Origin of the sequence: Chryseobacterium oryctis, from assembly GCF_025971925.1 — a bacterium.
GTDB lineage: Bacteria > Bacteroidota > Bacteroidia > Flavobacteriales > Weeksellaceae > Chryseobacterium > Chryseobacterium oryctis.
Genome location: NZ_JAPDHV010000001.1, coordinates 367,741 through 392,699 on the forward strand (window position 1 = coordinate 367,741; position 24,959 = coordinate 392,699).

General features: G+C 32.7%; 20 protein-coding genes. 10 read left to right on the forward strand and 10 right to left on the reverse strand.

Annotated features, from left to right (window positions below):
* Positions 1 to 76: 76 nt before the first annotated feature.
* The 3 genes from OH806_RS01860 to katG all read right to left on the reverse strand — a co-directional run bounded on the left by OH806_RS01860 (position 77) and on the right by katG (position 4,299).
* Positions 77 to 727, reverse strand: coding sequence for a hypothetical protein (locus OH806_RS01860; RefSeq protein WP_264741981.1), 651 nt, complete (start codon positions 725 to 727; stop codon positions 77 to 79).
* Between the two features lie 24 nt (positions 728 to 751).
* Positions 752 to 1,948 (reverse strand): DUF4861 domain-containing protein, encoded by a 1,197-nt coding sequence (locus tag OH806_RS01865; RefSeq protein WP_264741982.1) that lies wholly within the window; start codon positions 1,946 to 1,948, stop codon positions 752 to 754.
* A 134-nt stretch (positions 1,949 to 2,082) separates the two neighbouring features.
* Complete coding sequence (gene katG / locus OH806_RS01870; protein ID WP_264741983.1) at positions 2,083 to 4,299, reverse strand: catalase/peroxidase HPI; 2,217 nt, start codon at positions 4,297 to 4,299, stop codon at positions 2,083 to 2,085.
* A gap of 311 nt (positions 4,300 to 4,610) precedes the next feature.
* Between katG and OH806_RS01875 the strand changes: the two genes are divergently transcribed.
* On the forward strand, positions 4,611 to 5,072 hold the full coding sequence (locus tag OH806_RS01875) for a heme-binding domain-containing protein (protein WP_264741984.1): 462 nt from the start codon (positions 4,611 to 4,613) through the stop codon (positions 5,070 to 5,072).
* A gap of 11 nt (positions 5,073 to 5,083) precedes the next feature.
* Positions 5,084 to 5,497, forward strand: coding sequence for a thiol-disulfide oxidoreductase DCC family protein (locus OH806_RS01880; RefSeq protein ID WP_264741985.1), 414 nt, complete (start codon positions 5,084 to 5,086; stop codon positions 5,495 to 5,497).
* Positions 5,498 to 5,555: 58 nt separating this feature from the next.
* On the opposite strand, the gene OH806_RS01885 is transcribed toward OH806_RS01880, so the two are convergent.
* Positions 5,556 to 6,989, reverse strand: coding sequence for an alpha-amylase (locus OH806_RS01885; RefSeq protein ID WP_264741986.1), 1,434 nt, complete (start codon positions 6,987 to 6,989; stop codon positions 5,556 to 5,558).
* Between the two features lie 189 nt (positions 6,990 to 7,178).
* Here OH806_RS01885 and OH806_RS01890 point away from each other — a divergent pair, with 189 nt between their 5' ends.
* Complete coding sequence (locus OH806_RS01890) at positions 7,179 to 7,835, forward strand: DUF4290 domain-containing protein (protein ID WP_264741987.1); 657 nt, start codon at positions 7,179 to 7,181, stop codon at positions 7,833 to 7,835.
* Complete coding sequence (gene murA / locus OH806_RS01895; RefSeq protein ID WP_264741988.1) at positions 7,835 to 9,142, forward strand: UDP-N-acetylglucosamine 1-carboxyvinyltransferase; 1,308 nt, start codon at positions 7,835 to 7,837, stop codon at positions 9,140 to 9,142. Before OH806_RS01890 ends, murA begins: the two co-directional genes overlap by 1 nt.
* 148 nt (positions 9,143 to 9,290) lie before the next feature.
* Here murA and OH806_RS01900 read toward each other — a convergent pair whose 3' ends face one another.
* The 6 genes from OH806_RS01900 to OH806_RS01925 all read right to left on the reverse strand — a co-directional run bounded on the left by OH806_RS01900 (position 9,291) and on the right by OH806_RS01925 (position 16,230).
* A complete protein-coding gene (locus OH806_RS01900; RefSeq protein ID WP_264741989.1) occupies positions 9,291 to 9,602 on the reverse strand; it encodes an NIL domain-containing protein in 312 nt (103 codons plus the stop codon).
* 161 nt (positions 9,603 to 9,763) lie between these two features.
* Positions 9,764 to 10,414: a YiiX/YebB-like N1pC/P60 family cysteine hydrolase gene (locus OH806_RS01905; RefSeq protein WP_264741990.1), complete on the reverse strand. Its 651-nt coding sequence runs from the start codon at positions 10,412 to 10,414 to the stop codon at positions 9,764 to 9,766.
* On the reverse strand, positions 10,392 to 10,847 hold the full coding sequence (locus OH806_RS01910) for a DUF1801 domain-containing protein (RefSeq protein ID WP_264741991.1): 456 nt from the start codon (positions 10,845 to 10,847) through the stop codon (positions 10,392 to 10,394). The genes OH806_RS01905 and OH806_RS01910 overlap by 23 nt, the downstream gene beginning before the upstream one ends.
* A 154-nt stretch (positions 10,848 to 11,001) precedes the next feature.
* Positions 11,002 to 12,423, reverse strand: a complete 1,422-nt coding sequence (locus OH806_RS01915; protein ID WP_264741992.1) for a hypothetical protein — start codon at positions 12,421 to 12,423, stop codon at positions 11,002 to 11,004.
* A gap of 8 nt (positions 12,424 to 12,431) precedes the next feature.
* Complete coding sequence (locus OH806_RS01920; RefSeq protein WP_264741993.1) at positions 12,432 to 13,616, reverse strand: hypothetical protein; 1,185 nt, start codon at positions 13,614 to 13,616, stop codon at positions 12,432 to 12,434.
* A 142-nt stretch (positions 13,617 to 13,758) separates the two neighbouring features.
* Entirely contained in the window at positions 13,759 to 16,230 is a 2,472-nt protein-coding gene (locus OH806_RS01925; protein WP_264741994.1) for a fibronectin type III domain-containing protein, read from the reverse strand.
* A gap of 291 nt (positions 16,231 to 16,521) precedes the next feature.
* Between OH806_RS01925 and OH806_RS01930 the strand changes: the two genes are divergently transcribed.
* The 6 genes from OH806_RS01930 to OH806_RS01955 all read left to right on the forward strand — a co-directional run bounded on the left by OH806_RS01930 (position 16,522) and on the right by OH806_RS01955 (position 24,956).
* On the forward strand, positions 16,522 to 17,727 hold the full coding sequence (locus OH806_RS01930) for a pyridoxal phosphate-dependent aminotransferase (RefSeq protein ID WP_264741995.1): 1,206 nt from the start codon (positions 16,522 to 16,524) through the stop codon (positions 17,725 to 17,727).
* 12 nt (positions 17,728 to 17,739) lie between these two features.
* Entirely contained in the window at positions 17,740 to 18,216 is a 477-nt protein-coding gene (locus OH806_RS01935) for a hypothetical protein (RefSeq protein WP_264741996.1), read from the forward strand.
* Positions 18,216 to 19,235: a UDP-N-acetylmuramate dehydrogenase gene (murB, locus tag OH806_RS01940; protein WP_264742322.1), complete on the forward strand. Its 1,020-nt coding sequence runs from the start codon at positions 18,216 to 18,218 to the stop codon at positions 19,233 to 19,235. The genes OH806_RS01935 and murB overlap by 1 nt, the downstream gene beginning before the upstream one ends.
* A 146-nt stretch (positions 19,236 to 19,381) precedes the next feature.
* A complete protein-coding gene (locus OH806_RS01945) occupies positions 19,382 to 22,138 on the forward strand; it encodes a TonB-dependent receptor (RefSeq protein WP_264741997.1) in 2,757 nt (918 codons plus the stop codon).
* 22 nt (positions 22,139 to 22,160) lie between these two features.
* Positions 22,161 to 23,390, forward strand: a complete 1,230-nt coding sequence (locus OH806_RS01950) for a DUF4876 domain-containing protein (protein WP_264741998.1) — start codon at positions 22,161 to 22,163, stop codon at positions 23,388 to 23,390.
* A 36-nt stretch (positions 23,391 to 23,426) separates the two neighbouring features.
* Positions 23,427 to 24,956, forward strand: a complete 1,530-nt coding sequence (locus OH806_RS01955) for a DUF6850 family outer membrane beta-barrel protein (RefSeq protein WP_264741999.1) — start codon at positions 23,427 to 23,429, stop codon at positions 24,954 to 24,956.
* Positions 24,957 to 24,959: the final 3 nt, after the last annotated feature.

Genomic DNA, 24,959 nt, shown 5'->3' on the forward strand with positions numbered 1-24,959 from the left:
ACTGGAATTAAAATCTAAGAAAATTATTAGATTGCAAAACTATTTTCTTAATACGCAATCTATTTACGTTGTTGTATTATTCATTGATAAAAGTTTCCAAAAAACCAATTAATTGTTGACCTCCGTGACTCCAACGGATTCCGTGACCATGTTTTTCGCGAACTTCAAAAACCAATTCATGTTTATAATGAAAAAAGATATTCCACCAGGTTACATTATCAAGAATATTATTGATTCTTTCCAATACTTTTTCTTGTTTTTGCTGATTATTTCCTTTTATTTCACCCCAAAACTCATCATCCATTCTCCCAACATGCTTTTCCCAGGCTCTTTGAGCAATGGTTATTTCATTATTAAAAGGTTTCTGACAAGCTTCAATTAAAATATTTTTCGGTGGAGGAATTGCTCTTTCGTCACGAATACTTGCAGAAGTTAATCTTTGTCCGAAAATATTTAACCAATCTTCAATATTAACTTTTTCTAATTGTAGGGTTTTACTATTATCTGATTCTTCGCTTTGAAGAATTGTGATAATTTTTTCAAAACTTTCATTTCTATTAATGATAATTTCTTCATTGAAATAAGGCAAGTCCCAGTGTAAGCTGTTGTTTTGGAATTTAACTACGTTTTGAGTCAATTTTATAAGATTTTCCTCGTGTAAAATAGCATGATATTTCTCTTTCCACTTCTCAGAAAATAACGGAACATACTTTTCAAAAAAATTCATCTGAAAAACAAACCTTTATAATTATTATTTAATTGATTTAAAGACAGCAACCAAAGGATTAGCAATAATTTTCGCTTGTTTCTGAAGCATTTTTTCCCAATCATCCATCGTTTGAATTTGTCCGCTTTTTTGCCAAGCAAATCCGGCATAATAAGTAAGTTTATTTTGAGGAATTGTAACAACAAGCAAGTTGCTTTCATCCGGATTTTCTGTTCTGTTTGAAAATGATTTTTGAACAATATTCGGGTTGAGAACTAATCCTTCCCCTACAAAATTGTCATCAAGTTTTTCCCAATGAAGATAGTATCCGCTTCTATCATTAAGTTTTGCCAGACCTTCATTATTATGCAAAGCAATTCCTACTGTAAAATTGGGAGCCGGACTATGTGATTCAAAAGTAGATTCAATTTTTGAAAAATTGGAACCAACATCTAAAGAAATTCGCTTCTTTTCACCTACTTTATAATCTCCCCAAGGAAAATATGTAACTTCGAAAATAGTTCTCAAAGAACCTTCCGCAATTGCTTTGGAGGTAATGAAATTCTTAGAAACCTGAAGCTTATTATTTACTAAAACCCCTGTTCCTCCTACACCTCGGCTTCCTCCAACTTCATATAAACCAAAGCCTTCTTCTTTCGGATTTTTAAGTAATGCTGTCGGATTTTTTATATATTCCTGATACCATTGAGTAATAATTGGCTGCTCATTTTTCTTAAACCCAATCTCAATTCCGCTAGAAAGAATTCCTGTTTTCTTTTTTTCTTCTGCTTCTTTTTGACCTTTCGGACCAAAAATCCTAAACAAAACTTTATCATTTTCCCAAGCATAATCATCCAAATTCTCTGAAATTAACTTTGAATATGCTTTTACACTTGTATCAGGAACTGGATTTTTATTATCAGTAATTATTTTATATATATTGGTTTTCTTTGCCTCGATATTTACCTGAAAAAGTAATTCGTCATTTTTTCCGTCAGCATCATAATCTACCCATTGTAGAGTAAGTAATTTATTATTGTCGTCTTTTATTCTAAGGTCGGATTCCTTATTTTTTTTCAAATAAAATTTTAAGTCTGAAACAGGAATTGAAACTATTTCACTTCGTGGAAAATCTAATTTATTTTCAATCTCAATAGTATTCTGTGCTTTTGTAGAACTAATGTTACAAAAACAATCAATCACACCAACAAATCCCAGAAGAAAAACTTTACTTTTAAACATAATAAAAACTTTTTATCATAAACCATCATCTTAATATCAGCCTGATAAATATAGGCATAATTATCTTTTCCGTTGAAAAACAAAAAAGACAGCTTTAGAAGCCGTCTTTTTATACAATATTAACTATAATTCTATTATTTCAAATCAAAACGATCTGCATTCATTACTTTATTCCAAGCTGCAACAAAGTCATTTACAAATTTCTCTTTTGAATCTGCACTAGCATAAACTTCAGCAATTGCTCTTAGCTCAGAATTTGACCCGAAAACCAAATCATTACGAGTTCCCGTCCACTTAGCCTGACCTGTTTTACGATCTGTTCCTAAATAAGTTTCTTTAGAATCATCCATTGCCTTCCATTCAGTTGACATATCTAATAAATTTACGAAGAAATCATTAGTCAATTGACCTGGTCTATCTGTAAATACTCCATGATTTGAACCATTGTAGTTGATATTAATAGAACGTAGACCACCTACCAATACAGTAAGCTCTGGAGCTGTTAATGTTAATAAATGAGCTTTATCAATCAATAATTCTTCTGTAGAAACTGCACTATTTTTATATTTTCTGTAATTTCTAAATCCGTCAGCAATTGGCTCCAACCATTTTATTGAATCAACATCTGTTTGTTCTTGTGTAGCATCTGCACGCCCTGGAGCAAATGGAACAGTAATATTGTATCCTGCATCTTTAGCTGCTTTTTCTATACCTGCCGCACCTCCTAAAACAATAAGATCCGCAATTGATACTTTTTTACCTGATTCGTTAAACTTTGCTTGTAATCCTTCTAAAGCAGTCAAAACTTTGCTTAATTGAACAGGATTATTTACTTCCCAATTTTTCATTGGCTCTAAACGGATACGAGCGCCATTTGCACCACCACGTTTATCAGAACCACGGAACGTAGACGCAGAAGCCCAAGCCGTAGAAACTAATTCTGAAACTGATAATCCTAATCCTAAAATTTGTTCTTTCAATGAAGCGATATCATTTTCATTAATTAATTCATGATCAACTTTCGGGATCGGATCTTGCCAAACAAATTCTTGAGCAGGAACATCTTTTCCTAAATATCTTTCACGAGGTCCCATATCACGGTGCGTTAGCTTATACCATGCTTTTGCAAAAGCATCTGCGAACTCATCCGGGTTTTCTAAGAATCTTCTACCAATTTTTTCGTATTCCAGATCAAAACGTAATGCCAAATCCGAAGTTAACATAGTAGGTCTCAACTTTTTATTAGGATCATGTGCATGAGGGATGATATCACCAACATTTTTAGCTACCCATTGGTGAGCTCCTGCAGGAGATGTTGTTAATTCCCAATCAAAACCAAATAAATAACTTAAAAATAAATTTGACCATTCTGTTGGTTTACTCGTCCAAGTAACTTCCAGTCCTGAAGTAATGGTATCACCACCTTTACCTGTTCCGAATGAATTTACCCAACCCAAACCTTGCAGTTCTAAATCAGATGCTTCCGGATCTGAACCTACATTATCAGCAGGTCCTGCACCATGAGTTTTACCAAATGTATGTCCACCAGCAATCAAAGCAACAGTTTCTTCGTCATTCATTGCCATACGAGCAAACGTATCACGAATATCTCTTGCAGAAGCAATTGGATCAGGATTTCCGTCTGGTCCTTCCGGGTTAACATAAATTAATCCCATTTGTACGGCTGCTAGAGGATTTTCTAAATCGCGTTCTCCTGAATAACGACTGTTAGCTCCTCCACTTGGTTCTAACCAAGTTTTTTCAGAACCCCAATACACATCCATATTGGGCTCCCAAACATCAGCACGACCTCCTGCGAAACCTAAAGTTTTGAAACCCATAGATTCCAAAGCAACATTTCCTGTTAAAATCATCAAATCTGCCCAAGAAATTTTGCGTCCATATTTTTGTTTGATTGGCCATAATAAACGACGAGCCTTATCTAAAGACACATTATCCGGCCAAGAATTTAATGGTGCAAAACGTTGTTGACCTTCACCTGCACCTCCTCTACCATCTTGCACACGATAAGTACCTGCACTGTGCCAAGCCATACGAATAAATAATGGTCCGTAATGTCCGAAATCTGCAGGCCACCAATCTTGAGAGTCTGTCATCAAAGCATGTAAATCTGCTTTAATTGCTTCTAAATCTAAAGATTGAAATTCTTTAGCATAATCAAAATCTTTCTCCATTGGGTTTGATTTTGTATCATGCTGTCTTAATATATTAACTCTTAATTGATTTGGCCACCAATCTTTATTTTGGGTTCCTCCTCCAGCTACAGCATTACCTTTTAACGTTCCATTATGGAACGGACATTTACTGATATCATTCAAATCGTTTTCCATTTTTTTTTATTTTTTATTGATTAAGTTTAAATTTTATTTATGAATAGTGCAAACATACAATAGTTTTTAAAATAAACAAAAGCTATTAAATATATATTTATGATAGTTAAAAACTATAACATGTGTTCTTTATAATTTTAATGAAATCAAGTTACTAACTATTACTTTATATCGAATATAAAGAAAAGTTAAAAAAAGAAATTTAGAATCGTTCAATATAGGTTTAAAATATTTTATATCAGTAAAGTATTTACGAAAATTATTAAATTTTAATTATCTTTATGTGTTAATAAAACATGAATTTTTAAGATATGAAAAAAGTATTAGTTGTGCTTCTTGTAGCATTTATTATGATTCAATTTTTCCCAATTGATAAAACAAATCCGACTCCTACTCCTGGAATGGATTTCCTTACCATAAAAAAAACTCCGCCCGAAATCGCGAAAATCATCAGCACTTCATGCTATGATTGTCACTCAAATGAAACGAAATATCCTTGGTATTCAAATATTGCTCCTGCATCATGGTTTTTAAAAAATCATATTAATGAAGGTAGAAAACATCTCAATTTCTCAACTTTCGCTACATATGAACCCAAAAGACAAGCTCACAAACTTGAAGAATGTATTGAAACAGTTGAGAAAAAGGAAATGCCTTTAGAATCTTATTATTTAGGGCACCAAGATGCAAAATTAACCGATGAACAAAGAAAAATTTTGGTAGAATACTTCAAAAAAATGAAAGAAGATACTGAAAGAGCGATGGTATTTTAAATTTAAAAATCATGCAGGATAGTTGGCAAAATAAGCATATTGTATTTTTCGATGGAGATTGCGGTGTCTGCAATTTTTGGGTGCAATGGATTTTAGAACGAGACAAACAAGATAAATTTATGTTTGCGTCTCTGCAATCTGATTTTGGGCAAAAGTTTTTATCTGAAAGAGGTCTAAAAACTACAGAATTCAACACAATGTATCTCTGGAAACCTGATAAATATTATTTAATAAAATCCCGAGCAATTTTACAAATTGCAAATTTATTAGGTGGAATTTACAAACTTTCAGGTATTACTAAAATTCTACCAACCTCTTTAAGCGACATTTTCTACGACATGATTTCCCGAAACAGAATGAAATTGGCCAACCAGAAATGTTATTTACCTACACCTCATCAAAGAAAAAAATTCATTGAGGTTTAAAATAAAAACTCCTGTAGATTTTCGAAAATTTACAGGAGAATATTTTTTTAATTTTAAGTTACTGATTCAAAGACCAAACCGAATAAGAATTTGGTGGACATTGAATTTTCACCCATTTATCACCTTGCGTGGTAGGATACCAATTAGAATGTCCTGTAAAATCTTTAATTTGCTGACTACTCCAGTTGGTTTCTATCCATCTTTCCTGCCAATTTGAAGAACTGTTAATATAAACAACCAACCCCGGATTTCCGTTGTAGCCATTTCGCCTTGCAATATATTCATCATTATCAGTATATAATATAGATGTATTACCTGTTGCTTTATTATTATGAATCCAAATCAGATTATTTAATCTTTCCTTATTCAACCATTCTTCATAATCACGGTAAAAAATCGTAGGATAACCCTCATGCGTCAAAATATAAGCATATGCCAACATTTTGTTCCATATTATATCTGTATCATGGTTTGCCACAAAAGTTACGGCTTTATAAGGATTTCTTTTCCACATCATATCATCATTCAAAACATTTAGGTTTCCGTTGTCAAAAGCTTCATCCATTTTATAATAAGCCGCAAAATCAAATACAGAACTGTTTGCATTATTTGCCCACCATTCTAAGGTATTTACGTTTGAATCCCAAAGCTCGCCGACAGAAAAACCTCCAACATTAGAGTTCCAGGTATTGACAACCCATGGTGCAAATCCTTTGACGTAATCAAATCTCCAACCGTCAAATTTCATAACATTTTTATAATATTTCCCTACAGAATCATCCCTTCCCCAAAGCCAATCCTGAACATAAGGATTAGCGTGACATAAATCTGGGAAGCCACCAAAAGCACCTTCATCATTATTTCCGTAAGCATTTTTATAAAAATGGTTATAATTTCTTGTAAATTTCCCTGAAGACACACCTGAAAAATCTGTCCATGTATTCGTTCCTGTATAAGGATTCGCCTCAGACTGACCTCCACTATTATGATTAATCACAATATCAGCATAAACCTGCATATTTTCTGCATGAGCCTGAGTAATTAAAGCTTCAAGTTCAGCTCTTGACCCAAAACGTGTTTCTACACTTCCGTTTTGATTGTAATTTCCGAAATCATAATAATCCGTAGGGTCATAACCCATTGAATACGCTCCATTTTGAGCTTTTGAAGCCGGAGGCAACCAAATTGCACCAATTCCTGCGTTCGACCAATCAGTAACTTTACTTTTTACGGTATTCCACCAATTTCCACCTTCAGGGACATCCCAATAAAATCCCTGCATTAAAACTCCACCTCCCGGTCCTGAAACAAACTTTCCATTAGCAGAACTATTGCCTGTGCTAAATGGTCGACCATCGTGATTCGTAACATTCACAATTTTATCATGAACCTCCGTTTTTTTCTCGATTTCATTTGTAATTTCATCATTATTCTGACAGGAAGAAACAAGTCCTAAAGCCAGAATTGAAAGTAAGTAATGTGTTTTTTTCATATACAATGTTTTAATTATTAAAGTATCAACGAAAATACACTTTTATTAATACAACTTCTAATATTTGTGAAATAAATATATTTTTCAACAATCAAACACAAAAAACTATTATTTAAAAATTCATTAAAAAATCATAAACTTTCAAGATTTTGATTACAATTTTTCCATTAATCCATATATTTGTAGATTATGGAATACAATACCCAAAAAACAAAGCTTCATATACCAGAATATGGTAGAATTATACAACAATTGGTTGAACGTTGCAAAGAAACTTCTGACAGAAATGAAAGGAATGAAATGGCAATCGCAATCATTGATTTTATGGGGCAAAGAAATCCTCAACTTCGTGACGAAGAAAATTACAAACATAAACTTTGGGATCATTTATTCATTTTAGCTGATTATGATTTAGATGTAGATTCCCCATATCCTTTCCCTACCAGAGAACAATTGGCAGAAAAGCCTAAAACTATGGAATATCCAAAGCTTCAGGGGGAATTTAAATTTTATGGAAAAAGTATTCTTCAATTAATTGAAAAAGCAATCGAACTTGAAACAGGCGATGAAAAAGAAGCCCTGATTGAGGTGATTGCTAATAATATGAAGAAATCTTACAATGTATATAACAAGGAACATGTAACGGATGATGTAATTTTTCGTCACTTGAAAGAACTTTCGGAAAACAGACTGGATCTTACAGGAATAGACACGCTTGAAAAAAGTAAAATCTATTATAACAATAATAACAACCGAAATAATAACAATAATAGAGGAAATAATAACAAAAACCAGTCTAATAACAAGAGAAGACACACCAATAATAACTACAAGAACAGGAAGTAATGAGCGGAACATTTCAAATAAGAGGAGGAAAAAGACTGCACGGCGAAATCACTCCACAGGGAGCAAAAAATGAAGCTCTACAAATCCTATGTGCTGTTTTATTAACAGATGATGAAGTTAGAATCAAAAACATTCCTGATATTCATGATGTAAATAGATTGATTGAAATTTTAGGAGATTTTGGTGTAAAAGTTACTAAAAACGACAAAGGAGATTTTACTTTTAAAGCTGATAAAGTAAATTTCAACTATATAAAGTCTAAAGAATTCAAAAAAGACGGAGCCAAACTCAGAGGTTCAATTATGTTGATGGGTCCCATGTTAGCAAGATACGGAGAGGCTTATATGCCAACTCCGGGAGGTGACAAAATAGGACGAAGAAGACTAGACACCCACTTTCAAGGACTTGTAGACCTAGGTGCAGAGTTTAATTATGATGAAGAAGAATATTTCTATTCATTAAAAGCCAAAGAACTTAGAGGAAAATTCATTCTTTTAGAAGAAGCTTCTGTTACAGGAACAGCAAATATTGTAATGGCAGCTGTTTTAGCCAAAGGAAAAACAAGAATTTACAACGCAGCATGCGAACCTTACCTTCAGCAACTTTGTAAAATGCTGAACAGAATGGGAGCAAATATTTCCGGAATCGGCTCAAATCTTTTGACCATTGAAGGGGTGGATTATCTGCACGGAACCGAGCACACAATGCTTCCTGATATGGTAGAAATCGGTTCTTGGATTGGTCTTGCAGCCATGACAAAATCTGAAATCACCATAAAAAATGTAAACTGGAATCAATTAGGAGTTATTCCAAATACTTTCAGAAAACTAGGAATTCAGCTTGAGCAAAGCAATGATGACATTTTCATTCCAGCTCAGGAAAATTATAAAATACAGAAATTTATTGACGGTTCAATCTTAACCATTTCTGATGCACCTTGGCCAGGATTCACTCCAGATTTATTGTCAATCATTTTGGTAGTAGCAACTCAGGCAAAAGGAAGTTTATTAGTTCATCAAAAAATGTTTGAATCAAGATTATTCTTTGTCGATAAATTGATAGATATGGGAGCTCAGATTATTTTATGCGACCCACACAGAGCAACTGTAATCGGATTGAATCAGGAAACACCTTTAAGAGGAACAACAATGACTTCTCCTGACATCAGAGCTGGAAATGCTCTTCTTATTGCCGCTCTTTCAGCTGAAGGAAAATCAATCATTCACAATATTGAGCAAATCGACAGAGGTTACGAGAATATTGATGGAAGATTAAAAGCAATCGGAGCTGATATCGAAAGAATTTAAGTGAAAATTAAAATTTTTGAGTAAACTTATAACTCAAAATCTCACTAATAAAAGAGTATTCAAGAATTTTTGAATGCTCTTTTTTTTAAATAAAAAGGATATCTAAAAACAGATACCCTTTAAGAAATTAAAACTATATGAATCTATCTCAAGAATATTTTCTGCAGACATAATCTACAGTTGTACTCAAAAGTTTGTTTTTAGCCAGATAATATTCCAGCTGTTGATAATCATCCGAATTTACATTTATATATAACTGTACAGAACCAAAACTATTTCCGTTTACATATTCTACGTTAGCAGACAACACTCTGTGACATATCCCGAATTTGTTGTAAATAGTATTCATCAAATGTTCAAACTTCATTTTCCCATTTAACTCTATTTCCAATATTAATTCTTTCTTAGGCAGGTGTAGCTTACCTTGTATAACCTGCAGATTTGGATTAGGTGTAATCATACTAAACATTTTTTGTATTAAACATTATAAGATTCAAGTTTATCAACTCTTAAATCTTTAGCAAAAATATAAAAAAATATTAGTCTACCAAATTAGTGGACTAATATTTTTTTTAATTTTTTCAAAAAAAAGAGAAAGGCTTAATTTACCTTTCTCTTATCTTACAATTCTTTTATTCTTTCTAATTTATCAGAACCCGCTAATCCGTTAGGATTACAACCTAATTCTCCTTCAGGAACTTTGAGATTTTTCTTTCGGTAAAATTCTTCCCAAAAAGTATTGGTTTTACATGTTTTCTGGTCAATGAAAGTCATAGGTTCCAATTTAAATATATTGTCTTTTCTAAAAGCTCTTTCAATAAAATCTGAACAATAGAAGGAGTTTTCATCTAATATATAATTGAAATTATAAGGTTTTCCCAACATTTCATTAGCTTTTCTGATTGCAGAAGGGATTGTTTTTTGATATTCAGGTTTCAGCCTATAAACCACTACTCTTTGCCCTTCTTTAGCTTGTTCTAGAACAAATTGCCTCAACGTTTGCTTTTGTGAACCACCTTCCGGAGCTGCATGAAGAACAAAAGCACCATCTTTATTTTTCTCTAAAATCCCGATATGGTCAAAAGAATTGTTTTTTTCTTTTTGCGTAACATTATTTATTGCACCAGAAAGCCCGGTTTCTTTTGCTGTAACAAAAAGCAAGTCTCCATTTTTTAAACCTCGATTTAGCTTTGCATTGCATCCTAAAAGAAAAAAGGAGAAAACAATCAGTAAAAATAATTTCGAAAATTTATTTCTTAAAATTAGATTCATAACATGTAATCCAATCATCAACAGTCATTTTTTTACTCAGTTCAGCAATTAATTCAAAAGGAATATCATCCATTTTCTTAAATCGAATACAAGATTTACCCATATCCAACTTTCTTTTTGCATGTTTTGGAAACTCAGAAACAAACCAATCAAGCAAATCGGGCTTCGCATAAATCCCCATATGATACAAAGCAATAAAGTTTTTCTGAGAAGCCAACCCAATAAAAGGCAACGGACTTCCCGGAGTACAATGATATCCTGCTGGATAAGTTTCTAAAGGAACATTCCAGCCTACCATTCCATAACTAACTCCTTGTTTAAATCCGTTAGGTAAATTATCTTCAATAGTATCAAATAATTTTTTAAAAACCTCTTGTCTCTCTTCCGGAATTTTAGAGATATAATCCTCTATTGATGTCGCGGGAATTTGCATCTTAATTCAATTTTAATAATTTTTCAAATTAACAAAATTTGTTTCAAAAAAATATATAAAAAATGTTTTTTAGTCTTCCTGTTGAAAAAGACAACTTTCAATAAAAAAAGCCCTGCAAACGCAAGGCAAACTATAAATAAATTTATATTTAATTTTATTTTATAAAGTTATAGATACTAACCATTTGAAAATCTTTAGCTCCTTTCTCCAAAAACATTAATTTATTTGTATTCGGAACGTACTGAATAAGATTTCCATCTGCAAATCCGTAATTCATGAAGAAATTTTTACCATTATAATTAGCATTCAGTTCTTTTGGAACAAGCCCATTAAAATCATACACCTTCATTGAAAAACCTGTATTCCCGAAAGCTCCTTTAGGATAAAATGAAGATACATACAAATTATCCCCTGATTCAATTACCTGAATTCGTCTCCCTGTACTTGTTCCGACAGGCACAAATTGCTTAACTTCCCCCTCTTTATTAAATTTTATCAAAACTCCTGATTCTAATTTGTATACCGGATCTGGAAAACGGTTCATTGGTGTTTCCTGCGGTCTTGTTACAGTTTCCTGCTGAATAGCCATTAAAACTTCATCACCTTTCACAATTGTTTTAATCACTTTAACATCGTTCATATCTTTACTTCCCGCTAAATTAGTATTACTAATGATGGCCTTACCTGATTTAATATCATAGAACATTATAGTTCCAAAAGTACTTGTGCCAATAGTAACCGTAGCATTTTTTCTACCAAAAGCAACAAGGTAGTCATTATCATTTTTACTGATTGCGTATAATTTTTCAGGAATATATTTGCTATCGAAAGGCAAATCTTTATCCTCATCATTTGAAACCAATTCAAGTTTATAAGATTCTTTCCAACCAGCTGCTTTACGTAATAAAACTACTTTACCGGAATTGGTTAATGTCAAAGATTTTTCAACATAATCATCACTCAGCGTAATCTCTTTATTCCAAACAGGAGAAAGCGTTCTTAAATCCATCACCAAAACATCATTGATGTTACCCGTCTTTTTATTGGAAAATCTATCGTTGAAAACTGCGGCAAACTTTCCGTTCTCAGAGAAAAGAACATGAGTAGTTCCTGATTTATTTGCAGACTCAATTGTATACTTTGCAATACTTTTCGTAGTAAAAGTTCCTTCTTTTTTACTAAAAACGTGCTGAAAAACTTCTTTTCGGTTTTCTTTACCAAAATATTCTTCCGTAAAAGCTACAAGCCTGTCTTCATCAATCTGCTGAGAACCTAAATAATTATGAAGTACGCCGTTTGTTTTATTAGCATAATCCTTAACGTAAGTATCAATAAGACTTCCATTCTGATCAAGTTTCCTCATTAGCAATTTCTTGTGAGGAAAAACATTACGCATCAATCCGTCAACATTAATAACACTAAACATGTAAGAATTATAATCATCTGTCAAAACCAGTTTTTCGTTGGTTTCAAGATTGGTATCGGTAGTAAACTTGTTTCCTTCAGTAATTTTCATCTGTGCAAAAGCAGCTACAGACACTACAACTAATGTTGATGTAATAAACTTTTTAATCATATTATTTTTTAGTTATTGTAAATTTTTTCTTCTAGTCTTTTCAATTCAAGGTTTGCATCGTAAGACAGTTTTATGTCTACTAAATGCTCCTGCAATTCATTCAAATATTTTTCTGCTTTTTGATAATCTCCTAGAGCAATGTTTAATCTTATCATATTAAAATAAAGGTACTCCCCAATTTTTTGATTATAATGTGCTTTTTTATCATTATAATTTACTTTTCTTAAAGCATTTTCCCATAAATCAATTCCTTTCTGCAAATTTTCCATGGCTATTTTGTTGGGTGCATAATCAGATTTAGCCCGAAGTTTTTTAAGATTCGTTGTAACGTAAATATATGCTCTTTCCAAATCATCATAATCTCCTTTATTCTTTACATTTTCCAATATTACCGTAGAACTAATAGTCTGATAACCAAAATTATCATTAATAATATTTCTTATACGATCCATTATTCTCTGCAGAAATCTTTTTTCATGAAAATTAAGGTTAATTTCATTAGTAGGAACACTCGCAATTTCAGTAAAATCTGAAAAGTAGGTTTTATCTAATTTTACAACTCCATTTTGCTTAGCAATAACTTTTACAGGCTGATTAGCAAACGTTTTCCCCTGATTATCCTGAAAATTGGTTCTCTCCATTTCAATCACCACATCAAGATAATCCCCTCCTTTTGAAAAACCAGCAATATCTATTTGGGAAGCTAAAATTTTGTTATCAACAATTAAAGCCTCTCTTAAATCTGGTTGCTTGTACGTTGGCATAGGAGGAATATTAAGAATAGGTCTTGAAGGCAATACTAAAACGGGACCTCCATTTGTTGTCGCAATTTTCTCAACCGTTGATAATTTGCTGTATTCCGCAGATTCTAATTTGTATTTTTCCTGAAGTTTCTTCACTTCAGCTTCATAATCCTTTAATTTCTCTTGATGCTCAATTTTTGCAGTTTCCACATTCATCTGATAATTATCAACCTGTCTCTGATAATCTTCTTTAGACATTCTTAACACATCATCTTTAGTAATGTTATAAGGAGAATTTATCGTAATTGTATAATTTCTGTTATTAGGCTCAGTAACAAAAACAGGCTCTTTCAAAAGTTGAAAACTGATCGTCTCTTTATCTATCCTTTGAGAGAAAATAAGCTGAGAGCAAAACAATTGAACAAAAACAAAAAAATATAATTTATTCATAGATTTTTATACTTAGCGTGCAAAAGTAAAACAATTAATCAATACAACAATTTAAATTACAATTAATTAAGGATAAATTTCAAATAAAAAAAAGCAGCTATTATTTAAATAGCTGCTCAACACTTTCATTTTTGTAATAAAGTTATTGTTTAATAGCTTTCACTGTTGATTTTGAACCATCATTGAAATAAATAGTAACCAAATATAAACCTGCATTCAATTCATGTAAACGAAGTTCTTTAGTCGGATTACTAATAGTTTTCACTACTCTTCCTGCTAAATCTGTAATAGCTACGGATTTAACATCCTTCATATTCTCGATATACAAAACATCTTCGAACGGATTGGGATAAACCTTAACCTCCTGCTTATTAGCATTTACTTCTGAAGTTGCCAAAGATGAAACCACCTCAAATATAAGATCAACATATTCTCCTCTTGAAAGGGCACCACAAGGGATTGAAGGTGCCGAACTAGTATAATCTACTACCGCTCTCATTCTATAATTTCCCGCCACTGTTCCTGCAGGCACAGTAATAATGCCTGAAGTAGAACTCACATAGCCTGTTGTCACATGCACCCTTTCTGTAGCTTCAAAAGTTAAATTATTATTCCAGTCTACCCAAACTGCAAATCCACAAGTTGTTCCTCCGCCAACTGTTAAAGATATTGGAGTACTCGATCCTTCAGTGTTTGAAATCTTGTTATTTGTTGCTGTTAAATTCTGGTATCCTCCCGCTATACCAGAAGGTGACGCATAAGCTAAATTTGTAACTGCACCTGTTGAACTAAAGCTAGAAACCCACGAATTCTGACTAGTGGACGAAGGCAAACAATATCCAGTTCTAAATGGTGTAACATTAGTCCAAACACTTTTATCAGTAGAACTACATTTTGATCTTACCCATAAATAATAATTGGTATCAGTACCCAAATTATTTAATTGAACAGATGTCGTAGAAGACGTTGTAATTGGCAACGTTGCACTTGTGGGAGTCACATTTGTTGTATTATAATATATTTCAAATCCTTCCGCAGGTGCTGGAGACGGTGACGTCCAAGAAACCATGACACTTCCATTCGTTACGTTAGACACAGTAACATTACTTGGTTTAAAACATGTAGGTATTGTTTCCCAATACACATCATCCCAATAATACGATTTTCCATCAGCTGTATTTTTAATCGCAAGTCTTGCATTTGCAGGCACAGAAGAAGGAACCACAACCATATATTCAGAAGTTGCAGTATAGGTGGTATTAGCTACACTCAATGCTTGCAACAATACAAATGTACTCGGATCCGTAGGATTGGTTACATATCCAACATTTAAAGTTCCTGTTGCTGAACTAACTCTTGCTTTTAGTCTCAACCAATTAGTCCCTGCATTTATATTAGAAAATTCAGGTAATACTACCGTACTTGGTGTTTGTGATGAAGAACTATTCTGATAAATATTTCTCGTTCCTGAAGCAGGAGAAGATGATGAAATTGACATTGTTCCATTAACAAAATTTCTCACCCAACAATCAGGTACAATATTTCCAGTAGCATAAGAATCAAAATTTTCAAACATATAAGTCATTGGTCCGCAAAGAGTTTTAAATGTTCCCGCAAAAGACCATAAACTTTGACTTGTTGCCGAGCTACAATTTGTTCTTACCCAATAATAATAAGTTGTATTCGAACTCAAACTCGGAATTGTCATTGAAGTTCCTGTCACTCCAGGAAAACTCGGCGACGTACTACTCGTAGGAGCTGTATTTGTGGTACTATAATAAACATCATAACTTACGGCTGTTGTTCCCGTAGGAACAGTCCATGAAATATCTGCAGAGTTGGCTGTAACGGTTCCAACCGGTTGTAAAATCGGTGCTCCACAATCTGAATAGGCATCTGCCGAAAATGCAAAAACATTTACAATTCCATTTGGTACAGGAGTTCCTGCTGATGTTTTTGTTACAGTAACGCTTTGTATAGACTTATTTTGATTCGCAGGATCAATATTTAATAAAATCTGATAAAGTCTCGGGTTTGTTCCGCTTCCAGACTCCAGTGCATCAGTAGTTCTGTTTATTCTGCCAAATCCCTGAACTGCAAAATCAGTTCCACCATACCAATCCGAAATATTCACTCCTGAAATAGTCTGAGATGTAGCATCCGTAAAATTAACAGTTACAGTAACTACAGAAGCACCACTACCACTTGTTGCAAGCATATACAACTTGTAAGCAGCCTTCGGAGTTGTAAAAGTCAAAGTCCCGGTATCATTTGTATTTGCCAGCCTTAATGAGTTATTTCCATTATAACTTCCCAATCTATAGCTGAGCAAAGGAGTAGAAGAAATAACAGAATTGATAATCTCGTCAGTTGGCAAACCATAAGTAAGAGGTGTACTTGAAGATGTCAACTGAAAATCCTTCGAAACAAAGGCGTAAGAAACACCATCTACATCAGTTGTAGTACTTAAAGACGAAGAACCTATTCCGTTAGCGATTACATCTGCCGTATAACCAGATTGCACAGGCATAGTTTGAAAATTTTGCGCCGTCATTACAGACGCAGAAAGAAGAGCAATAGTATTCAATGCTCCAAAAAATAGTTTTACTTTCATACCACTTAACATTAGTGCTTCAAATTTAATAAAAAAACAATATTTTAATTAAATCATTATAAAAACAACAACATTTTAATAATATATAACAAATATCATCTAATAATAATTAAAAAATTAATTTTTTACATGAATCAGACAAAATAAATAAAAATTAAAAACCTCACTAATTAATATTACAAACAAAAAAAACTCCCGAAATCAACATTTATCATTTTTTTCAATACATCATACACATATTTTCATTATTGAAAAATTAAATCTTATTTTTGCCATACAAATTTTTGAACAATGCCAAATATTTCAAACAGAGCACAACACATGCCGCCTTCGCCGGTAAGAAAACTGGTTCCTTTTGCCATTAAAGCAAAACAAAAAGGAATAAAAGTATACCACCTAAACATAGGACAACCAGATATAGAAACTCCGGAAACAGCACTAAATGCTTTAAAAAACATTGATTTAAAAGTATTGGAATATGCTCTTTCTGAGGGAAATTTAGAATACAGAAAGGCTCTTACAGAATATTATCATTCATTAGACTTTAAAGACCTTACTCCGGACAACTTTATTGTAACCAATGGAGGTTCAGAGGCTTTGAACTTTGCAATTTCAACTTTATGTGATGACGGAGATGAAGTAATCATCCCTGAACCATACTATGCAAACTACAACGGTTTTACAAGCACATTCAATGTAAATGTAGTGGCAGTTCCTTCAACGATCGACACAGGGTTTGCCCTTCCTCCTATTGAAGAATTTGAGAAAAAAATTACAGAAAAAACAAGAGCAATTGTAATCTGTAATCCGGGAAATCCTACAGGATATCTTTACACACGTGAAGAACTTCAAAAATTAGCAGAAATTGCTTTAAAATATGACATTGTTGTTATTTCTGATGAGGTTTACAGAGAATACGTTTATGACGGAAAGCAACAAGTTTCAATGCTTTCATTCCCTGAACTAAGTGAAAACTGTATCATTATTGATTCAGAATCGAAGCGTTATTCCATGTGTGGAGTGAGAATCGGATGTATGATTACTCGTTCAAAAAAAATACATGATGCAGCAATGCTTTTTGCACAGGCAAGATTAAGTCCGGTACTTTTAGGACAAATTGCAGCAACTGCAGCTCACCAAAATGACGGCGCTTACATCAGATCGGTAAGAGAAGAATATACTCACAGAAGAAACGTTTTAGTAGACTTATTAAACGAAATTCCTGGTGTAATCTGTCCTAAACCTAAAGGAGCATTCTATTGTGTTGCCGAACTTCCTGTTGACGATACAGAGATTTTCGCACAGTGGTTATTAGAAAAATACTCTCATAACAATGAAACTATCATGGTTGCACCTGCAGGAGGATTCTACAGCAATCCTGAACTTGGCAAAAAACAGGTAAGAATTGCTTACGTTCTTAAAGAAGAAGATTTAAAAAGAAGCGTTGAAATTCTGAAAGATGCTTTAAAACAATATCAATTAGAATTCAATCTTTAAAATTAAAATACAATGTCAGCAATAAAAAAAATGGGTTTGAAAATATTCTTTTCGACAGTTTTATTGCTGATATTTTTTTCATGTGATAAAAAATCCGAAAAACCGGCCACAAACTATAATGAAATCACTTTGATAAAACTATCAAACGTAGGCGGGAAACTCGGAAATTACAGAAATATAAAAATCACAAAAGATTCTATTAAACTAGAACAGGGAGTTGTAGCTAAAAATATTCATAAAACATGGAATTCTAGTATTTCTCCTGAAATCTGGAAGCAGCTCTCTTCTACAATTGATATAAAAACATTAGACAAAGTAAAAAGCTCTGAAAGCAAACAAGCTAAGAACGGAATTGACGAAACCTTTCAAATCAAAACCACAAAAAAATCTCATGTTTTTGTAAATTCTTATAACGACACGATTCATTATAAGCAATTCAGGAAATTCAAATCACAACTAGAAAAAATTCTTCCAAAAGAATACAAATAATACCAATGCAAGAAAATTTTTCACTAAAACCTTACAATACTTTCGGTGTAGAAGCAAAATCTAAATATTTTGCTGAAGTTAATAATATTGAAGAACTAAAAGAGGCTTTAAACTTCTCGAAATCTCAGAATCTCAACTTATTATTTTTAGGTGGAGGAAGTAATATTTTATTAACGAAAGATTTTGACGGACTTACCATTCAATTGAATTTGAAAGGTATTTCGGAAGAAATCATCAATGACAATGAAGTTTTAGTTACGGCAAAAGCAGGTGAAAATTGGCATGAGTTTGTTTTGTATTGTTTGAATAAAAATTTTGGAGGACTTGAAAACCTATCTCTGATTCCTGGAAATGTTGGTACTTCTCCAATGCAAAATATCGGAGCTTACGGTACCGAAATAAAAGATGTTTTTGTAAAATGCCTTGTTTTAAATCTTGAAACATTAGAAACCGAAGAGTTCAATTTAGAGAAATGTAGATTTGGATATAGAGATTCTATTTTCAAACAGGAGGGAAAGGGCAAATATGTTATTTTGGAAGTAAGTTTCAAACTGACAACAAAAAATCATACAATAAAAACAGAATACGGAGCTATTACATCCGAATTACAGAATTTAGGTATTGAAAACCCTACCATTCAGGATATTTCCAAGGCAGTTATCAATATCAGACAAAGTAAACTTCCCAACCCGAAAGAAATAGGAAATGCAGGAAGCTTCTTCAAAAATCCAACCATTCCGTTAGTTCAATTTGAAAATTTAAAGCAAAAATTTGAAAATATTCCTGGATATCCTAACGGAGATTTTGTAAAAGTTCCCGCGGGTTGGCTTATAGAACAGGCAGGTTGGAAAGGAAAACAAATTGGAAATACTGCTTCTCATAAACTTCAGGCTTTGGTTATCATTAATGCAACAGACAATGCAACAGGTAAAGAAATTTTCGATTTTTCTACTAATATTATCAATTCTGTAAAAGAAAAATTTGGCATTGAACTAGAAAGAGAAGTGAACATTATATAATTCTCAGCATAATATTATGTAAAATTATTTGGTATAAATTCCTAAATTTTATCAATTATTTTAATTTATTCTAAATTACCTTTTATCTCACAAATATATTTAATACATTTGCGCTCACTTTTTATTTAGAAAAACATAAAATAAGGATGGGCCGTTTTTTACCATTTGTTTTCTTCTTCATTTTGAGCACACAGGTTATTTATGCTCAAGATGAAAAATCTCTATTGAACGTTACCGTTTATAATCAAAACAATCAAGAATTAGGAGGAACATCGATTATTATTAATCAAATTTCGGCCACTACAGACAATAAAGGGACTGCTACACTTTCAGTTTCTAAAGGAAAACATACATTAAAAGCTATTCATCCAAACTATCAAGAAAAAGAAATCAGAGTAACGATAGATGGTCAACAGAATATTACAATTCAGCTTCAACCGATTAATAGGCTGGAAGAAGTTGTTGTATTTTCAAAAGAAGGTAAAGGATTAACTACCAAATCTACTATAGACAGACAGGCAATGCAACATTTGCAACCTTCGAGTTTTACAGATTTAATGGAATTAGTTCCTGGTGGTTTAGCAAGAACTCCAGATTTAAGTTCAACCAACAGAGTTTTCCTTCGTGAAAACCCTGGTACTCTTCAAAATACTGATGACTACAAAACTTCTTCTCTGGGAGTACAATTCATGGTAGATGATAATATCATCAATTCAAATGCAGATTTTCAGGTTTCAGTAGATAGAAGTCAGTTCTTAGAAGCTGCAAAAAATAGAGAAACAGCTTATTCTGGTGTTGATATGCGAACAATTTCTACCAATGATATCGAAAAAGTAGAAATAATCAGAGGAATACCTTCTGCGTCATATGGAGATCTAACTTCGGGATTAATTAAAATTGAACGTAAAATCGGACAAACTCCTTTACAGGCAAGATTCAAAGCTGATGGTTTCAGTAAACAATATTATGTAGGAAAGGGGTTTAAAATTAATGACAAATGGCAAATCAGTGCAAGTATCGACTTCTTAGATTCTAAAGCGACCCCAACCGATGATTTTGAAAATTATCAACGTGTAACAGCCTCTCTTCGTTCAAAAAAAATAGGCTTACTCTGGTCAAGACCATTAGAATGGAGATCAAATATTGACTTTTCCACTAATGTTGACAAAAAAAAATACGATCCCGACAACGGAAATCCTACTACAGATAGCTACGAGTCTAATAATAAAAAAATAAGCTTTACCAATAACTTTATTTATTCTTTAGATAAAAATTCATTCTTCAATAAACTAACTTTAAATACAGCGATCCGACTTGGTTTTGAAAAAATTGAACAAACAAAACTTATTCAATTATCTGGTCCGCGCTCTTTCTCTTTAGCTTATGAACAAGGAGAAAACGTTGGTTTTTTCCCAGAATTACGTTACGTTTCTGATTTTTCCACAGAAGGAAAGCCAGTAGATATTACAGCACTTCTAAAAACAAATGGTACAAAGAAAACAGGAGAAATAATTCATGAATATGAATCTGGGCTAGACTGGAGATTCTCCAAAAACAACGGAAAAGGCTTGGTGTATAACATGCTAAGACCACCTTCAGCAGCGTATGGAATAGACAGACCAAGAGCTTTTAATGATATTCCTGCATCTAGTTTATTAGCGGCTTTTATAGGAGATCAAATGAGCTATGCTATCAATCAGCACAAATTTATTTTATATGCGGGTTTAAGGTTTTCTAAACATTTAGGAATCGATAATTCATACGAAATAAGCAAAAAAGTATTTACAGAACCTAGGCTTAATCTACAATACCGTTTACCACATTTAATGATAAATAATCATCCTCTAAAGACAGATGTTACTTTAGGGTACGGATTATTCTACAAGCAACCAACTTTAATGATGCTTTACCCCAATAAAGAATATTGGGATTATACTCAACTAAATTACTATCATAATGATGCACAATATCGCTATGTAAATTTCATGACTTATGTGCAATCAAGAGAAAATAAAGAAATTGAAGCTGCAAAAAGTATAAAAAAAGAAATACGCCTAGATCTAAGCTATAGAAATCATGAATTTTTCATCACTTACTTTAAGGAAGATATGTCAAATGGTTTCCGCAACATGGCTCACACAGCAGTTCACAACTATAAACAATATGATGCTACACAGGTCGATTTAACTCAATGGACACCCAATGGGCCTAACCTAACTACTGTACCCTACGAACTAAAAAGTATTTTTGCTAGTTACGAAATGGTAGAAAACGGCAGTGAAACATTAAAACAAGGTATCGAATTTGGATATACTTCGCCAAGAATTAAATCAATCAATACAAGATTTACTTTAACAGGAGCATATTTCAAGTCTCAATATAGAAATTCAGTTCCATTTATTTATAAACCTACAGTTTCAGTGGGCACGGAAGCTTTTCCTTATTACGGAATCTATAAAAATGACAATGGTTATATAAATTCTAATATGAATTACAACTTTCTTATTGACACCTACCTTCCAAGTTTAGACCTTATCGTATCTGCATCTTTACAAGGTAGTTTATTTGACCACAGAAAGAATGACCTACGAATAGCAGAACCTATCTCTTATTATGGGATGGACGGTGTAGTTCACCCTTTTACAGAAGAAGATAAAACTGACATTTATAAGCAATGGCTGGTAAGAAATGTTTCTGTTACAGATAATATGGCTACTCTCTACACCTTCACGATCACTGGAAATGTCAAAGTCACAAAGAGTATTTATAAAGCACTAAAAACATCTCTATTTGTAAATAGACTTTTCAATTATAGTTCACCTTATACTTTTAACAACGTAAAAGTATCTAGAAAAGGCACAAATACACCTTATTTCGGGATGGAACTTAATTACAATTTTTAAAATAATAATTAAAAAAAATAGCATGAAAAAAAGAGTTTTACTATTAAGTTTGTTAGCAATGATGACAACTACAACATTTACAGTTACATCATGTTCAAGCGATGATTTTGGAATACAAGCTACTCAAAACGGAGTTTTAACTTTATCTTTTTCTGGAGAAAATATAACTTCTTTTAAAACTTTAGAAATTGAAATTAAAGAAATTAATACTGGAGCAGTTTACAAAAGAAGTATTGAAAACACTAATATTCATTCATTAGAACTACCCTACGGTTCTTATAAAATTACTGTAAACGGTCAGGTGATAACTACTGCATCAGAACAGTTAGCAGCTGGAGGAAATGGTGAAGCAGATATTAATACATTAGCTACCAATGTTAATATTCCTCTATATTTCAAAGCATTCCACAACGATTTTATTATTGAGGAAGTATTTTTTACAGGCATCAAGACACCAGATAATAAGAACTACAATTCCAGCCGTTATTTCAAAATCACCAATAACTCTGATAAAGTACTATATGCAGACGGTTTAATTATCGGGCAATCTGAATTCCTTACAACTGAAGACAAAAACCCCACACCTTACAATGTAAACCAAAACTTCCCAGTAAAAGGAGTAATGGTATTACCTGGAACAGGAGCTCAATATCCTGTACAACCTGGAGATTTTATTGTAATTGCTGATAACGCTATCGACCATACACAAAATACAAGCACAGCTTACGATTTGCACAATGCAGATTTTGAATTCCCGTCTACAAATCCTTCTTTAGGACAAGTTGACAATCCGTCTGTACCCAATGCAAAAGTAATTTACAGTCAAATGAATTTCAATATGTTCTTCCTACACAACAGAGGCTTTGAAAGTTATGTAATTGCTCGTTTTCCAGCTGGGGAAAATGAAAATACCTTCCTACAAAACCATAAATATAATTACACATATGTAAACAGTGCAGGAGCTGTAACTTCTAAAAGTGCTTATGCAATTCCAAATTCTTGGATTATTGATGGACAAAATAATAGTATTCCTACAAAATTCATCCATACGATAACTTCTGCAAGCATTGATGCAGGATGGACTTCTGCAGGAACTGTTGACAACGATGCCACACGTTTCGGAAAATCTGTAAGACGTAAGATTTTAGGAAAAACATCCAATAATAAAAACCTGTACGCTGACACCAACAATTCTTCTAATGATTTTGTTAAAGACGCTGAGCCAAGCTTAAAAAATGGTATTCAACACTAAAATATTGTTACTTGTTATTTGATATCATAAAAAATCATGATAAACATAAAAACATCTTTTTGCCTTATATTGATGAGCCTTAGTTCAATTACTTTGAAAGCTCAGGACAGTCTTAGTCTTTTTAAAAAGATCAACAATCAATATAACGTAGAAAGAAATTTAAAATCTCAGTTTTACTATAATCCGGCATCTATGTCGGATTATAGTAATTCTTCATTTTCAGAATTTAACGTTGGATATCACAAAAGTGACAAAAAAGCATATCGTCAACAATTCGGAGATGGAGAAAAAGGCTTAACAATTGAAGCCAAATCTTTTCAAAAATTAAAGAAAAACCGTTCGGTTTGGGGAAGCGCAAGTTACCAAAATATAAAAACAGGCGTCATCAAATGGAATGAAAATCTGGATTATGAACGTATTGCACCATACGCAGCGGCTGATTCTGTTGGTGGAAAATTAAATATAGAACGTTATCAGTTTTCTGGAGGATTGGTTCAAAAAATAAATAGATGGACAGTTGCCGGACAGATAAACTATTTAGCGCAATTAGGCTATCGTTCAAAAGACCCCAGATTAAGAAGCACAACCTCTGATTTACGCATCAATGCAGGAATAAATTATAAATTATTCAGAGAATACACTGTGGGAGTTTTTGGAGAATTTAACAAATACACCCAAAATAATTCATTGACCTTCCAAAGTATATTGGGAAGACCTTTTGTCTACCAAATGGTAGGCTTCGGAAATTCAAACAATTTATTTAATGGAGGAACTTCCCCTACATCAACTTTTGAAGAATTAGGTTATAAAGGAGGTTTACAAATATCTAATAAAGAAGGAAAAGGTTTTTACCTTCAGGCAAGCATTGGTGGGTCAAATAATCAGAAAAGCAACAACAATTCTGGTGCAACATATTATGATCTTTCTGATTTAGTAGATGAAAATTTTCAGGCTGAAGGAGCTAAATTTTTCGATGTTAATCAAAAAAACAGAATTGGTCTTTTAGCCAATTTTACATCTTCTGTAAAAACAGGTTCTGAATACGGATATTCTGTAAATTCATCTACAAGTATGACTCTGCTTTTCAAGAGAAAAGCATTCCGAAGAGAAAACTATACTACAACTGTAAAGGGTTTTTATCAATATAATCGGGAAACTTTTTCAGTTACTACTACTCCATTTTTTGGATATGAAGAAATAAAAGAAAGAAGACTATACCCTATTGCAGGGCAAAAATTTGTTTATTCTTACTTCGGAATCAATGCAGATTATAAACAACAAATCAAAGAGAATCAGGTTCTAACGTTCCAGCCTTATTTTGCAAAAAGACGTGTTAGCAAATCTATCAATGCGTTAAGTTCGACAGGAAACATGGCTGTTGACGAATGGGTACTTCAAGATTACAATTATCAGGCAAGTGACATCACAACTTTCGGAGGTTCATTAAGATATGATTTTAAACTTGAAAAATTACCTGCATTCTTTGTATACGCAGAATACCAATCTCAAAAAATTCAGAAAAAAAACAATAATTTTGTAGGTGCAAGTATAGGAATAACATTTTAAGAG

Coding starts and splice junctions, on each gene's coding strand:
- OH806_RS01955 (WP_264741999.1), top strand. CDS start 23,427: ATGATAAACATAAAAACATCTTTTTGCCTTATATTGATGAGCCTTAGT.
- OH806_RS01860 (WP_264741981.1), bottom strand. CDS start 727: ATGAATTTTTTTGAAAAGTATGTTCCGTTATTTTCTGAGAAGTGGAAA.
- OH806_RS01925 (WP_264741994.1), bottom strand. CDS start 16,230: ATGAAAGTAAAACTATTTTTTGGAGCATTGAATACTATTGCTCTTCTT.
- OH806_RS01950 (WP_264741998.1), top strand. CDS start 22,161: ATGAAAAAAAGAGTTTTACTATTAAGTTTGTTAGCAATGATGACAACT.
- OH806_RS01900 (WP_264741989.1), bottom strand. CDS start 9,602: ATGATTACACCTAATCCAAATCTGCAGGTTATACAAGGTAAGCTACAC.
- OH806_RS01935 (WP_264741996.1), top strand. CDS start 17,740: ATGTCAGCAATAAAAAAAATGGGTTTGAAAATATTCTTTTCGACAGTT.
- murA (WP_264741988.1), top strand. CDS start 7,835: ATGAGCGGAACATTTCAAATAAGAGGAGGAAAAAGACTGCACGGCGAA.
- OH806_RS01920 (WP_264741993.1), bottom strand. CDS start 13,616: ATGAATAAATTATATTTTTTTGTTTTTGTTCAATTGTTTTGCTCTCAG.
- OH806_RS01945 (WP_264741997.1), top strand. CDS start 19,382: ATGGGCCGTTTTTTACCATTTGTTTTCTTCTTCATTTTGAGCACACAG.
- OH806_RS01905 (WP_264741990.1), bottom strand. CDS start 10,414: ATGAATCTAATTTTAAGAAATAAATTTTCGAAATTATTTTTACTGATT.
- OH806_RS01910 (WP_264741991.1), bottom strand. CDS start 10,847: ATGCAAATTCCCGCGACATCAATAGAGGATTATATCTCTAAAATTCCG.
- katG (WP_264741983.1), bottom strand. CDS start 4,299: ATGGAAAACGATTTGAATGATATCAGTAAATGTCCGTTCCATAATGGA.
- OH806_RS01865 (WP_264741982.1), bottom strand. CDS start 1,948: ATGTTTAAAAGTAAAGTTTTTCTTCTGGGATTTGTTGGTGTGATTGAT.
- OH806_RS01885 (WP_264741986.1), bottom strand. CDS start 6,989: ATGAAAAAAACACATTACTTACTTTCAATTCTGGCTTTAGGACTTGTT.
- OH806_RS01890 (WP_264741987.1), top strand. CDS start 7,179: ATGGAATACAATACCCAAAAAACAAAGCTTCATATACCAGAATATGGT.
- OH806_RS01880 (WP_264741985.1), top strand. CDS start 5,084: ATGCAGGATAGTTGGCAAAATAAGCATATTGTATTTTTCGATGGAGAT.
- OH806_RS01915 (WP_264741992.1), bottom strand. CDS start 12,423: ATGATTAAAAAGTTTATTACATCAACATTAGTTGTAGTGTCTGTAGCT.
- OH806_RS01930 (WP_264741995.1), top strand. CDS start 16,522: ATGCCAAATATTTCAAACAGAGCACAACACATGCCGCCTTCGCCGGTA.
- OH806_RS01875 (WP_264741984.1), top strand. CDS start 4,611: ATGAAAAAAGTATTAGTTGTGCTTCTTGTAGCATTTATTATGATTCAA.